At 43.4% G+C, this 15228-nt stretch carries 9 protein-coding genes; 6 read left to right on the top strand and 3 right to left on the bottom strand.

All coding sequences use genetic code 11. The features are described 5' to 3' along the window. Positions 1-55 precede the first annotated feature (55 nt). On the top strand, positions 56-1903 hold the full coding sequence (locus tag ACSLBF_RS00840) for a M1 family metallopeptidase (RefSeq protein WP_440054757.1): 1848 nt from the start codon (positions 56-58) through the stop codon (positions 1901-1903). Between the two features lie 29 nt (positions 1904-1932). Here the strand turns inward: ACSLBF_RS00840 and ACSLBF_RS00835 are convergent, their stop codons facing one another. Continuing rightward, positions 1933-2514, bottom strand: coding sequence for a DUF2057 family protein (locus tag ACSLBF_RS00835; RefSeq protein WP_440054756.1), 582 nt, complete (start codon positions 2512-2514; stop codon positions 1933-1935). Between the two features lie 125 nt (positions 2515-2639). On the opposite strand from ACSLBF_RS00835, the gene ACSLBF_RS00830 reads away from it, so the two are divergent. From ACSLBF_RS00830 to ACSLBF_RS00810, 5 genes are all read left to right on the top strand, one after another. Further along, positions 2640-3011: a histidine triad nucleotide-binding protein gene (locus ACSLBF_RS00830; protein ID WP_440054755.1), complete on the top strand. Its 372-nt coding sequence runs from the start codon at positions 2640-2642 to the stop codon at positions 3009-3011. 228 nt (positions 3012-3239) lie between these two features. After that, positions 3240-3896 (top strand): response regulator transcription factor, encoded by a 657-nt coding sequence (locus tag ACSLBF_RS00825; RefSeq protein ID WP_440054754.1) that lies wholly within the window; start codon positions 3240-3242, stop codon positions 3894-3896. Between the two features lie 123 nt (positions 3897-4019). Beyond that, the gene (locus tag ACSLBF_RS00820) at positions 4020-6179 is read left to right on the top strand and encodes an ATP-binding protein (protein WP_440054753.1); all 2160 of its coding nucleotides are present in this window, start codon (positions 4020-4022) and stop codon (positions 6177-6179) included. A gap of 225 nt (positions 6180-6404) precedes the next feature. Continuing rightward, the gene (locus ACSLBF_RS00815) at positions 6405-9746 is read left to right on the top strand and encodes an amidohydrolase family protein (protein ID WP_440054752.1); all 3342 of its coding nucleotides are present in this window, start codon (positions 6405-6407) and stop codon (positions 9744-9746) included. Between the two features lie 133 nt (positions 9747-9879). Further along, positions 9880-13179, top strand: coding sequence for a methyl-accepting chemotaxis protein (locus ACSLBF_RS00810; RefSeq protein WP_440054751.1), 3300 nt, complete (start codon positions 9880-9882; stop codon positions 13177-13179). Positions 13180-13272: 93 nt separating this feature from the next. Here the strand turns inward: ACSLBF_RS00810 and ACSLBF_RS00805 are convergent, their stop codons facing one another. Together ACSLBF_RS00805 and ACSLBF_RS00800 are read right to left on the bottom strand one after the other, a co-directional pair. After that, on the bottom strand, positions 13273-14043 hold the full coding sequence (locus ACSLBF_RS00805; RefSeq protein ID WP_440054750.1) for an amidohydrolase: 771 nt from the start codon (positions 14041-14043) through the stop codon (positions 13273-13275). Next, entirely contained in the window at positions 14031-15125 is a 1095-nt protein-coding gene (locus ACSLBF_RS00800; protein WP_440056172.1) for a methionine aminotransferase, read from the bottom strand. Before ACSLBF_RS00800 ends, ACSLBF_RS00805 begins: the two co-directional genes overlap by 13 nt. Positions 15126-15228: the final 103 nt, after the last annotated feature.

Below are 15228 nucleotides of genomic sequence, written 5' to 3'. Positions count from 1 at the left end.
AAAATTGGGTATGTTAGCTCAACTTCTATAATCAAATAATAAGAGCAGCGCTACTATGAAACTTTCTGCATTAACTCTCAGCTTAGCAATGGCTGGGCTCTCTTTTACCTCGATGGCGAACAGCAGTGTTGATCAACACACTTATGCAAATTTAAATGATGTCGTTTCGACCCATCTACATCTTGATCTAGATGTAGACTTTGCAGACAAACAGCTCGAAGGCTTTGTTGAGCATACTTTGTCTTGGCAAAACCGTAACGCTAGAACACTAGTATTAGATACTCGCGATCTAGAAATCGACAAAGTAATGTATCAAGGCCGTGATGGTCAGTGGCACCAAGCTAAGTTTTCATTAGCAAACAGAGATGATGTAAAAGGTGCAAAACTCACGATCACCTTTAAAGAACAAGCGAAAAAAGCACGTATTTATTACAACAGTTTGCCTGTAGCTTCTGGTTTGCAGTGGCTAACGCCGATACAAACCGCCAGTAAAACACATCCATTTATGTACAGCCAATCGCAAGCGATCCACGCCCGTAGCTGGATCCCAGTGCAAGATACTCCTGCGATGCGCGTAACCTACACGGCACGTATTCATACTCCTGAAGATGTGCGCGCGGTAATGAGTGCAGATAATACAGGTGCGTTTATTAAAGACGGCGACTATTGGTTTGATATGCCACAAGCCATTCCGCCTTACTTGATTGCCATTGGTGCTGGTAACTTAGAATATAAAGAGATGTCACACCAAACTGCAATATTCGCCGAGCCACAGATTTTAGACGCATCCGTTGCTGAATTTAACGACACTCAAGCCATGATCGACAAAACCAATGTCATGTATGGCGAATATGCGTGGGGCCGTTATGACCTATTAATGTTACCGCCAAGCTTCCCATTTGGTGGCATGGAAAACCCACGTCTATCATTTATTACACCAACTGTTGTTGCGGGCGACAAAAGTTTGGTTAATCTGATTGCGCATGAGTTGGCTCATTCTTGGTCTGGTAACTTAGTGACGAATGCCACCTGGGAAGATCTGTGGTTAAATGAAGGATTCACTTCATATGTTGAAAACCGCATTATGGAAGAAGTATTCGGTCGTGAACGTGCGGTAATGGAACAAGCGCTGGATACCGCGAGTCTGCGTGCACAGCTCAAAACAATTGCCGCGCCGGATACACGTCTGAACCTAAAACTTAATGGTCGTGATCCTGACGATGCATTTAGCTCAGTACCTTACACTAAGGGCCAGCTTTTCCTAATTTATCTTGAAGAAAAGTTTGGCCGAGCGCGGTTTGATGTGTTCGTAAAGCAGTATTTTAAAACCTATTCGTTTAAGTCACTAACCACTGCAGAATTTGTTGAGTATTTAAATGAAAACCTGCTTCAAAAACACCCAGGCGTGGTCAGTCTTGAAAAAGCCAAAGAGTGGATCTTCGAACCTGGCTTACCAACTGATGCACCAACGCCAACCTCTGATGCATTCGACAAAGTCGACAGCCTCACTCAAGCGTGGTTAAAAGGTGAAAAAGCATTGGCTGAATTACCAACGACTAACTGGACCGTTCACGAGTGGCTACACTTCATCAATAATCTACCTAGAGATCTGTCTATTGAACGCATGACTGCTTTAGATAAGGCATTCAATTTAACACAATCAACCAATGCCGAACGTGCATTCGCTTGGTATATGTTAGCGGTAGGTAATGGCTACCAAGCAATTTACCCAGCTTTAGAAAAACACTTAGTAAGCATCGGCCGCCGCAAGCTTATTGTTAACCTGTATAAATCATTGGTTAAAAATGGCAAGCGTGATTGGGCATACAACGTGTACCAAAAAGCACGTCCGGGTTACCACCCACTAGCGCAAGGTACAATTGATGCTATTTTTGCTGATTAAGTCCATATCACAATGATCTGATAAAGGGCTTAATTGCCCTTTATTTTTTGCAAAAACAGCTTTTTTTGTTCTGGTGTTGCTTGTTGCCACCAATAGTTCAACATGCCCACGACATCAGGGTGAGTCGCCGCTGGAGCGGGTTTGCTAATTACCGATTGTGGCGTTTTTAAGTCAGTTGACTGGGGCTGCATAGATCTTGAGTCTGGCTGCACTTTAAAAACTTGGAGAGTTTGTTGCGCTTGTTGAGCCTCATTAATGAGCATCACTTTGGGTGCCTTAGCAAAGGCTTTGGCGGCTTTTACGGTTTTAGCGCGTTGGAACGATATCCGATAAGTAGTATCACTAGCAACGCTGATTAATGCCCAAAAAGGTGCAGACTCTATTACCTGATGATCATCATATCCAACCTCATAAAGGTCTGAGTACTTCATTTTTACTCGATGCGTTCCAACTGCCAAATCAATTTCTCTCACTTTTGAGAAAAACGACTGTTCTATTTCCTGCTCTTCCACTTGCAGTGGGATCAACTCTTCGGGAAACACCAGCCTGGCTGCATTGGCCTGCGTCACGCCAAATAATAATGTCAAACCTAAAAATGCCACTAACCGCATGTCTTTTCCCTACTTTATTTGCTCGTCTCTAGTTTAAGCATATTTATGACTTGCTATCAAAGTATTGTGTCTGAATGGCATTTCGTTATGCTATCGATAATCAACATCCACTCTAAGGAATAGCTATGAGTTCAGAAACGATTTTTACCAAGATTATAAACCGCGAGATCCCTGCTGAAATATTATATGAGGATGAGAAGGCGCTGGCATTTAAGGATATTAATCCTCAGGCTCCATTTCATGCCCTTGTTATACCAAAAACAGCGATCGCCACAATCAACGATATCACCGAAACACATGCTGAGTTGGTCGGCCACCTTTACGTCGTCGCTGCAAAACTGGCTAAACAATTTGGTTTTGCCGAAGACGGTTACCGCGCTGTGATGAATTGTAATGAAAACGGCGGTCAGACGGTTTACCACATTCACTTACACTTATTGGCTGGCAAACCGATGGGTTGGCCTCCCTACCAAGATAAGAAGAAAGAATTAATTTAAATTATTCGTTGTTAACTAATGTAAACGAGTAAGTTATTACAATGAAAAATTAAAAGCTTACTCATTTCATACGATTACCAGTTAGCCTCTACTTACGCCCCTGCCGAAGTTATTATTTCATTTTATGATATAGCGCGTTTATCTAGTCATTATTAAAATTTCTAATACAAAAGGTCTGTATCACGTGCTAGCATTGGAATATCGTTCGAATATAGAGTGTCTCCAAAAATGAGCAGTACCGCTTTTTTGCTATTGGATAAAGAACCTATGAATACCATAGGTATCAATGTGTTACAGCCCTTACTTAAAACCCAAGGGTTGGAAGTTGTGACTGGGACTGATATTTCAGAAGTACCTGAAGATACCCGCTTACTTTTTATTGAAACTGCAGCGAATGACGCATGGATAAAACTAAAAGAACAACTTGTTAACCTTAGAGTTAACTGCGACATCGTGTTATTCAACTTAGATGAAAACCCAGAGCTTGCTAATCGAGCTTTATTAAGTGGGATCAGAGGCGTGTTCTATACGACCGACAATGCAGATGTGTTGATGAAAGGTATTAGGTTGTTGCTAGAAAATCAATTATGGTATCGCCGTGAAGTCATGTGTAATGTGCTCAACCGAGTATTACAATTTAATAAAGATACATTGCATAAGCTGACCGAAGGGGATATTGAGCCCGTTAAGCTGACCAAACGCGAAAAGGCCATTATCGCGCTCATGAGTAAAGGGGCGAAAAATAAAGAAATCGCGGAGCAGCTAAATATCAGTCCGCATACAGTGAAGACGCACTTATACAGCGCGTTTCGTAAAACCAAATGCCGAAATCGGATTGAATTACTGTCGTGGGCTCAACAGAATATTCCCGACGAAATTCGCTAAAACAAAGACTCATAGCGACCTCGCTTTGCCAGTGTCGCTTTTTACAACTTTACGAGCAGGCGAATCCACTCTACTCTAGGTACGCATTAATATTATAAGCACCTCAGGTTTGGTAAAACATCCATGCTAGATCCAAAAACCCTCTATTTAGCAAGCGTTGTCATGACAGCGATGATGATTTTGCTGACCTTTCTTACATGGCGAGCGAATAAAAACACGTCAGGTACGTTACTTTACGTTTTTTACCCAGTGGTATTGCTTATTGCGATTTCATCCTTTGCGATTCATAGCCATGTGAACTATCTCAAATCCGTGCCGATAGGCAACATGTTACTGTTTGTTGCTTCGATTATTCACTGCTTGGCCATTCGGCAATTTTTAAATGTTGAAAAGGAAAGTTTTAAGCTATTTCTTTGGGTAACGACGGGGTTATTTTTTTTATTGCTTTACTTTAGCATCGTTGAACCAAACTTACGCAGCCGCATTTACATTACCGACTTACAGCATTTAGCCGAAGCTTGTTTATTACTTTATTATTTTGGCTACTTTGCACGTAAAAAATACCCCAACGGCAGTTTTGTCTATATTACTATCTTGGTAATTATTTTTACCGTTCTTGCCAGCCGCTCATTATTAATGGGAGATGTTACTCACTTTACTTTATTCCAAGAGAGCTGGTTTGCCATCACAATATTTTTTAGCGGGGTGTTAGCGCCAGTGTTTTACGCTACTGGAATGGCATTATTGTGTAACGAGCACAGAGAGCAAAATCTCAATAAATTAGCGCTAAAAGCTCAACAAGATTTAGAGCTCAGAGGTATGTTCCTGTCCACGATTAGCCATGAAATTCGCACCCCATTAAATGGAATTTTAGGCAGTGCACAGTTGATTTTAGGGCGCTCAAAAGACACCAAAAATAAAGCTTACTGTGAAGCTATCGTCAATTCTGCGGAGTCCCTCAACCTCCTTATCGACAAAGTGCTAGAATACGCCAGCCTTGAACAAAGTGATGAAGCTCTCTACGAAGAAGATGTAGAGCTCAAAAGCTGGCTACATAATTTGTGCCTACTACTCAGCCCGCTTGCTGAACAGAAAAAGCTCAACTTTGAACTTGTCTACGAGTTACCAGATCAGGTTTGCTACTATTTTGATCAACAGAAGCTCAGACAAATTCTCGTTAACTTAGTCGGTAATGCGATTAAATTTACCGACAAAGGACAAGTTAAACTTAAAGTTGAAATCGTCACCGACAATCAAATCGAACATACTGTTCGCTTTAGCGTAATTGATTCAGGACCAGGTATCGAACCGGATGATATCGAACGGCTAACAGAGCCGTATGTGCAAAGCAGTGCCGGAAGAGTCAAAGGTGGAACCGGACTTGGGCTTGCAATCACGAGCCGTTTACTTAATCGGTTGGGCTCACAGTTACATATTTTAAGTGAGCTCGATCAAGGCAGTACATTTAGCTTTGACATCAAACTAAGTATTGGTGAATTAAGCCTTGTCGAACAGCGGCCTCATCATCAAAACTACATCACAGGGCTTAACGTTCTACTCGTTGAAGATTTGGATTTGAACCAAAAAATCGCCATCGAATTTATGGCTGCTGACGAACATAAAGTAAAACTTGCCAAAGATGGTAAAAGCGCTATCGATATGCTGATTAATCATCACTTTGACGTGGTATTGCTAGATATGAATTTACCCGACCTAACCGGTCAAGAGGTGCTAAAAGCTCTACAGACTATAGAACACAAAAATAGTCGCACGCCATTTCTGGCATTTACCGCAAGCCTTAGCCCAGATGAAGTGAAGGAGTATTTGGCACTAGGGATCAGAGACATCGTTGGTAAACCCATTAAACAAGAAAAGCTCCGCCAAGCACTCAGTGAATCACAAATGGTCAAGCAGGCGCCATCGACCACCGAACTGCCAGACACACTCTATGACACGACGGCAATTAATGCATTGAAGGTGAGTTTCAATGAAGACGAGCTATCTTCTATTTACAATGAGTTTGTACTTTCGGCACGCAATAAACTGATCAACATACAACAACAGTTAGACCATGATAACGACCAATGTATTCGTCAATTACATCGCCAAGCGAGTACTGCGCTGCAATTGGGATTCAATCGTTATGGCTTGCACTTGAAAAAAACTGAGCGACGGCTGTTAGGCGATAAGCCATGCCATGATGAGCTGACGGAAGCCATGTCTTTGTGGCAACAAAGTTTAAGTGCTTATTTAGATTACGTCCGTAACGAATCATTGAGCTAAATGGTTTTGCCTTCCCAACCACGGGCGTCTTCTGGGAAGGCTTTAACTCAAGCCATGGCATCGTTGTAAACTAAAAGCACCTGCCTGCTACCCTACCTTATTTTCATTTAATCGCGCAGTTATCGACTTTATGATTTTTTTTGTTCATGCTAACGACATGGAATGCTGTTCGAGCAGTAGCTCTACTTCGATTCTCGAATTATTTTAATAATTAAAGGAACACCTATGTCGTTTTTAAAAACTCCATTGGCGATTGCCGTGGGTGCGAGCCTTTTTGGTTTGCTACAACCTGCAGTAGCAGGTGAACAAGTTGCTACTGAAGCAAAACAACAAGAAAGAACAACAAAAGACTGGGATGTATTAAATCCTCCTGGTGAGAAGCAAACCATCACCATTGATACCAACGAAACAACCTGGAGTAACTTAGACGTTAGTCCTGATGGCAAACACATTGTGTTCGATATGCTTGGTGATATTTACATCATGCCCATTAAAGGCGGCAAAGCGACGGCATTGACCAATGACATAGGTTGGAACATCCAGCCAAAGTTTTCTCCAGATGGCAAAAAAATCGCGTTTATCTCTGACCGAGCCGGCGGTGACAACCTTTGGGTGATGGATGTGAACGGTGAAAACCTGCGCCAAATCTCCAAGGAAGACACCAATATCATCCATAATCCAGCATGGGCGCCAGACGGCCAATACATCGCGGTAAAACAAGGTCAAGTAACTGGCAGAACCATTCCTGGTGGCTCTATTCGCATGTACCACATCAGTGGTGGTAAAGGCGTTTTAGTACGTGAGCGCTTACATGGTGATCAATCGCAGAAAAATGTCGCTGAGCCTGCATTTTCTCATGATGGCAAAAAGATTTATTACTCTGTCGATGCCACACCAGGTGTGCGCTGGCAGTACAACAAAAACTCTCTTACCTCTGTGTTTGAAATTCGCAGCTGGGATCTTGCCACCGGTGAAGAAGAAACCATAGTAAGTGGTGCAGGTGGTGCAATTAGGCCTACACCGAGTCCTGATGGCCAATCAATCGCATTTGTAAAACGTGAGGATAACGGGAAAGAATTAGTCAGCGCCTTATATGTTAAAGACCTTACCTCTGGGATTGAAACACGGGTTTACTCAGGTCTAGACCGAGATTTACAAGAAGCCAACGGCGCCCACGGTAATACACCATCATTTGCCTACACACCCGATGGAAAGTCACTGGTATTCTGGGCGGCTGGTGTATTTAAACAAGTCGATATTAAAACTCAAAAAGCGTCGGTGATCCCTACCCGAGTGGTCGCTGAAAAGCAAATCACACCAGCACTTCGCTTTGCGGTAGATGTAGCACCTGACACGTTTAAAGTAAAACTTGCACGTTGGTCACAGATCTCGCCAAATGGCGACACCGCATTGTTCCAAGCGCTGGGTTATTTATACCTAAAAGATATTGAAACGGGTAAGATCAAGCGCCTAACCAAACAAAATGACCATTTTGAGTTTTACCCAAGTTATTCACGTGATGGCAAATCCATTGTATACACAACTTGGGATGACCAAGAACTTGGCTCAGTACGCGTTGTGTCAGCAAAAGGTGGAAACGGCCGAGTGGTGACCACAGAACCTGGCCACTACACGAACCCTAGCTTTTCTCCTGATGGCAGCAAAATACTGTACAAAAAGGTTACCGGTGGTTACCTACTTAATGGTGATTGGTCTATGCATCCGGGGATTTACCTTACAGATGCTAAAGGCGGCACACCTAAACGCATCATCAAAAGCGGCGATAATCCGCACTTTGGTGCAGACCCTGAGCGCATTTACTTTTCGGTTGCTAGCAGCGATACCAGCAGAGAGCTGAAGAGTGTTGACCTCAATGGACAACAAGAGCGCAGCCACTTCAAAGGCGAATACATCTTTGATTTCAAAGTGTCACCAAACGGAAAATACGTGGCGTTTATTGAACACTTTAATACGTTTGTTGCACCTTTCACCAGCACCGGAAAAACCCTATCAATTAACAAAGGTGAAAAAGCATTTCCGGTTAAGCAAGTCTCGAAATACTCGGGCGACTTCCTAAACTGGCGTGCAGATAGCAGCGCGTTGACATGGGCATTCGGGCCAACACTTTATCAACGCAAACTCACCGAGACCTTCGATTTCTTGGCTGGTGCATCAGATAACACCGATAAACTAACCGCAGAAGGCATCGACTTAAGCTTTGAGAAAAAAGCCGATAAGCCAAGTGGCATACTGGCGTTGACTGGCGGCAAAATTGTTACCATGCGCGATGCTGAAAACCAGCAAGAAATCATTGAAAATGGTATCGTCCTAATTAAGGAAAATCGCATCGTTGCGGTCGGAAAGCAAGGTGATGTCGATGTGCCTAGCAATGCGAAAGTTATTGATATCGCAGGCAAGACAGTGATCCCAGGATTAATCGATGCGCACGCACACGGCAGCTATGGCAGCCACAACCTACAACCACAGCAAAACTGGAATCAGTATTCAAACCTCAGTTTTGGTGTCACCACAATCCACGATCCTTCCAATAACTCTGGTGAAGTTTTCTCCATGGCTGAGTTACAAAAAGCCGGTCATACTGTCGCACCACGTATTTATTCCGTAGGCCGTATTTTGTACGCAGGTAACGCGCCGGGCTATAAAGCACCAATTAGCAATTTGGATGACGCCGAATTCCATGTTAAACGCTTAAAAGACGCAGGGGCAATTTCGGTTAAGAGTTACAACCACCCACGTCGAGAGACGCGCCAACAGGTATTAGAAGCCGCTAAAAATATGGAAATCATGGTAGTCCCAGAAGGCGGCTCTAAGTTCCAGCACAATATGAATATGATTGTTGACGGTCACACAGGGGTCGAACACGCTTTACCTATTCCTAATATCTATGCTGATGTCGAGCAACTTTGGGGACAATCACAAGTAGGCTTTACACCAACTTTCGTTGTCGCCTACGGCGGTATCAAAGGTGAAGACTATTGGTATGAGCACACTAACGTATGGGAAAACGAGCGCCTAATGAGCTTCGTTCCTGAATATGTAGTAAAACCTATGTCAATTCGCCCAACCAAAGCACCTGAGCGTCATTACAACCACATCAATGTTGCCAAAACGGCTAAACAGCTGCGTGATAAAGGCGTTACCGTACATATCGGTGCTCATGGCCAGCGTGAAGGGTTAGCGGCACATTGGGAAATTTGGTCAATGGCACAAGGTGGATTCACTCCATGGGAAGCGCTACGTAGTGGTACCATTGATGGCGCCAAGTACCTAGGTATGGATCATGATTTAGGAACTATTGAAGCAGGTAAACTTGCCGATTTAGCAATAATTGATGGCGATGTTCTGTCTAACATCAGAGAATCTGAAAAGGTTGCTTATACCGTGATCAATGGTCGTATCTATGATGCAGCTACCATGAATGAGATTGGTAACCACAGTAATCCACGCCAACCATTCTTCTTTGAAAATGGTAAGCAAACACAAATGCATCCAGATACAGCGGCCTACATGGAAGAAAAAGCCCATAAGTATCACTGGAAACATTAATTCTTAGTACGCTTTAGTGTATTTAAAGCCTTACGCCCAGTCGTAGGGCTTTTTTATTTTCTGTCTAGATTTTAACCAATAGTGTTCTATTCTGATTTAAGGTACTTACCATGTCGTAACAAGGATCACCGTTATGTCTATGCTCAGCCAATTCTTTTGTTCCTTAAAACTCACACATAAACTCGTCACTGCATTTTTATTGGTTTCTCTGATCCCAATTGCCATTTGCATCGGTATCGCAATAGATAAAACTTCCACCACGATGACTGAACAAGTATACGCACAACTTGGCTCCGTAGGAGAAGTTAAAAAAAGCGCGGTGTTGCGCTATTTCGATACTGTTCAAAGTAAGCTTGAAGCTTTTACGAACAACCCGTTAATCCCCATGGTCGCCAGTGAATTTATCGACAGTTTCAATAAAGCTAAGTTGCGGACCGACTCGAGTGATATTGAACACTTTTATCAAAGCGAAGTCACCGCCAAACTGCATTCTGAAAACCGCGATGGCCAACTTATGGCAAAAGTTCCTAGTTTACTTAGCCCACGCAGCAAAGAAATGCAGCTTAGATATATTGTAGACAACCCTCACCCTCTCGGTGAGAAGCTGCAACTCGAACAAACTGGCCACCTGGACGAATATGACTTGGCGCATCAGTCTTACCATCCTTACCTCGCCAACATCACCAAGATTAACAACTTATACGATTTGTTTATTATTGATCCCGTAAGCGGACACATTGTTTATTCCGTGCATAAAGAAGTCGATTTTGCAACCTCATTAGCCACAGGTCCGTTTGCTACTAGCAACCTAGCCGAACTGTACCAACAACTGAAGACTTCCAATGACCCTAACACCATTAGCTTTGTTGACTACGCTAACTATTTACCGTCCTATAATGCACCTGCTAGCTTTCTTGCCAAGCCCATTATTCGTAACGGCGAAACCGTTGCGATCATCGCCGTACAACTTGCTATTGAAGATTTAAATCAAATTATGTCTGAACGCGAAGGACTTGGACAAAGTGGAGAAACCTACTTGGTTGGGCCTGATTATTTGATGCGTTCTGATTCTTACCTTGATCCAACAAATCGTTCGGTTATTAACTCTTTTAGAAATCCAAATAAAGGCAAAGTTAAAACCGAAGCAGCAACAGAAGCATTAAGCGGTTATCAAGGACAAAAGGTACTACTTGATTATAACAATCAACCTGTATTATCCGCGTACTTGCCCATAGATGTACTGGGAGTGAGGTGGGCACTTATCGCCGAAATAGATGAAGCGGAAGCCTTTGCTTCCATCAACACCTTAACACAGCAACTACTGGTTGTGCTCATCATCACCGCCATACTGGTGATCACAGCGGCTGTATTATTCGCCAGAAGATTAACAAAGCCGGTACACCAACTGGTCAACACCATGAAACGAGTGGAGCAAGACGGGGATTTTTCGTTGCGTGCCCCTGTATTCTCAGAAGATGAAATTGGTGCTAGTGCACAGGCATTCAACTCGATGCTCGAAACCTTGCAGTTATCGATATCGCAAACCAATCAGGTCATGGATCAAATGGCTTCGGGCCAATTTGACGCCAGGATCACGGTTACCTGTCATGGTGAGCTCAATACACTAAAGCAGGCAACCAATAACTGCGCCGACCAACTTAGCATCGCAATGTCTGAACTAAACCACATCGCTAAAGAAATGTCGCTAGGTCATTTTGATGTGTCCCTTGATGCCACTATGAGTGGTGAGCTTGATACGCTGAAAAGCAATATTAACCAGTCCTTGGGATCAATAAATATGACTATGATCGATATAGTCAGAGTGATGTCTAACATCGAAGAAGGTCACTTTAACGAGCAAGTTAATGTGCCAGCTCAAGGCATGTTACTTCAGCTTAAAGACAGTGTTAATCTCTCGACTAGTAGACTCAATGTTGCCATTGCATCTATTAGTCAGGTGATTAGCTCTCTCAATAAGGGACATTTTTCTGCACAGCTCACCGAGCCATTACCCGGACAACTCAATCTGCTTAAACAGGATATTAATTCCAGCATGACCAACCTTGATAACATCATGAAAGACATTAGCCATGTGATGTCGAGCATGAGTCACGGTGACTTTAAACAGCAAGTGACCTGTCAAGCCAGTGGCCAACTTGATGAACTAAAAACCAGTATCAATCTGTCTATTTCCGAAGTAGACAAAGCTATATCTGAAATATCTAGCGTCATGATGGCAATTAGTCATGGTCGTTTTGACCGTAATATAGAGTCGGATATGACCGGTCAGCTAGATACCTTAAAAGCCGATATTAATCGCTCAGTGAGTAGCCTAGATCAAATTGTCCAAGAGCTCGATTCGGTTGTTGGCGCGATGGCAGAGGGTGACTTTACCCAGCAAATATCTCTCCCTGTCCACGGTCAGCTGCAACAACTAAAAGACAGTGTAAACGAATCTACTCAACTCGTTCTTACCGCCATCACCGAAGTGAGTCGAGTGGTATCGCAACTCGCACAAGGTAACTTAACCGAAACCGTACAAGGGGAGCATCAGGGTGTGTTTAAACACCTCCAGCAAGATGTCAACGTTACCATTGCCAAGCTCACCAAAGTCCTTCGCAGTATTCAACTTACTTCTGATTGCGTCACCCAAAGCGCCAATGAAATTGCTGCCAGTAATACTGAAATCAGTCAACGAACGGAAGAGCAAGCAGCGAACCTTGAACAGGCAAGCGCTAGCACTGGCCATATGTTAGAGGAGTTAACTCAAGTATCTGATCAATCCAGCCACGCGGTATTATTGGCTAATGATGCGGAAAGTTTAGCTTCAGAAGGAGGAGCACTCTCGCAACAAACCGTTATGGCAATCGGCGAGGTTAATGCTGCCAGTAAAGATATCAATGCAATTGTTTCCGTCATCGATGGTCTGGCTTTTCAAACCAATTTATTAGCTTTGAATGCTGCGGTTGAAGCGGCGAGAGCAGGAGAGAATGGCCGTGGCTTCGCCGTCGTCGCGAATGAAGTTAGAGAGCTTGCGGGGCGCAGTGCCGCATCGGCTAAACAGATAAAAGAAATCATCAACAACAGTAACAGTAAAGTAGATCAAGGTACTGATTTAGCTAACGAATCAGGAGAAAAACTACAGCAAATCGTGTCAGCTGTGACCGCTGTGAATGAAAACATCATTCGGATCAACACTTCCACTACCGAGCAACAACGAGCAATTAAGGAAGTCGATATCGTAGTTCAACGGCTGACAGATCTAATTCAGGAAAACTCGGCAATTACTGAAGAAACCATGGCTGCAGCCAAAAGGCTAGCAACACAAGCAAGCGAAATGCGCACTCAACTCGGTTACTTTCAGTTACCTAACGAACAAAACCCCGAGTCTAAGCACGGGGAGCTATTGATTCATCAATTCAACGCGTCATAAAAAGGGGGTCCCCCCTTTTTCTAGCAGATTAACCTCGCAGATGCACGAAAAGCGCGTTGCTGCTGCCTCTCGCTTGTCACCAGCTTTGATGAACTAAGCTAAAGAAAAACTATCCGCATCAAGATGAACGGGAAACTGCTGCCGGTAACTTTGCAAGTCAGCGAGTTGCAAAGTGACTTGCGTGACACTAGACAGTTCGTCAGCTGCACACACTAATGGCTCACCTTTAAAATCTATGGCCACCGTACCGCCATTATGCGCTGTACCATAACCATCTTTACCAACGCGATTCACACCCAATACAAAACACTGGTTTTCAATCGCCCTGGCTGCCAATAAGGTATCCCAGTGATATCGTCTCGCTTGCGGCCAATTCGCGACATTTATCATCACATCATAGTCATTGCGATTACGTTGAAACACAGGGAAGCGCAAGTCATAGCAGATCTGCGGTAAAATTCGAAAACCCTTCAAGTCAAAAACTTTACGCTGTTTGCCGGCAACAATATAATCCCCTTCGTTTCCTAAGCAAAAAAGATGACGTTTATCATAAGTCTGTACTTGCCCATCGGGTTGACACCAAAACAGACGATTGGCCTTTTTATCCTGTTGTTCAACCAAGATACTGCCAGCAACCACTGCTCCATATTCCACAGCAAGTTCCAGCATAAATGCTAAGGCCTTGTCATTTTGTGATGAAACCGCAGGCTCTTTGACAGCAAACCCAGTCGCGAAGGTTTCCGGCAATAAAATTAAGTCGCTTGTTGGCAGGTTTGCTAACAAGGCGCGAATACGAGCAAAGTTGCTTTCGGGATCTAGCCAACTAATATCAGTTTGTACTAGGGCAACAGTTAAAGTTGACATAAACGTTCAGCCGCCTCCATCAGTGTTTGAGTCTCTTTGGCAAAACATAATCGGATCACCTTGTCATTATTTGGTGCGTGATAAAAAACACTTAATGGTACCGCTGCTACACCCACTTCTTTCACCAGATAGTGACAAAATTCAATGTCAGATAACGACGATATTTCGCTATAATCTAACAGCAAAAAGTAGGTTCCTTCGCTGTCGAGTAATTTGAAACGACTTGTTTGAAGTGCGTCGATCAATGCATCACGTTTCGCCTGATAAAACTCACTCAGTTCATTCACATGCTCAATGTGTTTTTCAAGCATATCCGCTAACGCATACTGAGCGGGAGTGAAACAAGAGAATGTCACATATTGGTGTATCTTTCGAAATTCTTGACTGAATTGCTCTGGTGCAACGCAGTAACCCAACTTCCAACCTGTACTATGGAAGGTTTTTCCAAAACTCGACACGACAAAACTGCGAGCAAAAATCTCGGGATCATTCAGCGCACTCAGATGGGACTTCTGATCAAAAGTGATGTGTTCGTATACTTCATCACTGATCAGCAATAAATTATGTGCTACCAATAGTTTTTTAAGCGCAGCAAAATCGTCAAGATCCAGCACTTTAGCCGACGGGTTATGTGGTGTGTTAATAATGATGGCTTTAGTTTTACTGGTGATATTGGCATTCACTTGTTGCCAATCGATTCGATAATTAGGCGCAACTAAGGGTATGTGAACCGCTTTACCACCTGCAAGCTCAATTGCAGGCTCATAAGAGTCGTAAGCTGGATCGAAGACAATAACTTCATCCCCCTGAGAAATAATGGTCTGAATCGCCACAAACAAAGCTTCTGTTGCCCCTGCAGTCACGGTGACTTGTGAAGTACCATTGACTTTGACCTGGTAACGGCTCTCAATTAAGCGTTCTATTTGATCCAATAACTTAGGCACTCCGGGTGAAGGCGCATACTGATTCAACCCCTTTGCAACGTACTCACTAAGCTGTTGCTTAAGATAATCGGGGGCATCGAACTCTGGAAAACCTTGCGATAAATTAATCGCGCCGTATTCGTTGGCTAACGCCGTCATTTGGCTAAAAATGCTGACTCCAACCTGAGGTAATTTACTTTTCACTGCAACGCTCTCTTTGTCTATGGTGCAAATGCAAAACGGATGCTATCATTGCCACAAA

Source organism: Pseudoalteromonas sp. T1lg65 (assembly GCF_051930985.1).
GTDB lineage: Bacteria > Pseudomonadota > Gammaproteobacteria > Enterobacterales > Alteromonadaceae > Pseudoalteromonas.
The sequence above is the reverse complement of the archived record's forward strand: the minus strand, read 5'-3'. Positions and strand labels throughout refer to the sequence as shown.

What these genes read in the sequence shown, in the direction of transcription:
- ACSLBF_RS00815 (WP_440054752.1), top strand. Translation starts at nt 6,405, where the DNA reads ATGTCGTTTTTAAAAACTCCATTGGCGATTGCCGTGGGTGCGAGCCTT.
- ACSLBF_RS00835 (WP_440054756.1), bottom strand. Translation starts at nt 2,514, where the DNA reads ATGCGGTTAGTGGCATTTTTAGGTTTGACATTATTATTTGGCGTGACG.
- ACSLBF_RS00840 (WP_440054757.1), top strand. Translation starts at nt 56, where the DNA reads ATGAAACTTTCTGCATTAACTCTCAGCTTAGCAATGGCTGGGCTCTCT.
- ACSLBF_RS00800 (WP_440056172.1), bottom strand. Translation starts at nt 15,125, where the DNA reads ATGACGGCGTTAGCCAACGAATACGGCGCGATTAATTTATCGCAAGGT.
- ACSLBF_RS00825 (WP_440054754.1), top strand. Translation starts at nt 3,240, where the DNA reads ATGAGCAGTACCGCTTTTTTGCTATTGGATAAAGAACCTATGAATACC.
- ACSLBF_RS00820 (WP_440054753.1), top strand. Translation starts at nt 4,020, where the DNA reads ATGCTAGATCCAAAAACCCTCTATTTAGCAAGCGTTGTCATGACAGCG.
- ACSLBF_RS00810 (WP_440054751.1), top strand. Translation starts at nt 9,880, where the DNA reads ATGTCTATGCTCAGCCAATTCTTTTGTTCCTTAAAACTCACACATAAA.
- ACSLBF_RS00805 (WP_440054750.1), bottom strand. Translation starts at nt 14,043, where the DNA reads ATGTCAACTTTAACTGTTGCCCTAGTACAAACTGATATTAGTTGGCTA.
- ACSLBF_RS00830 (WP_440054755.1), top strand. Translation starts at nt 2,640, where the DNA reads ATGAGTTCAGAAACGATTTTTACCAAGATTATAAACCGCGAGATCCCT.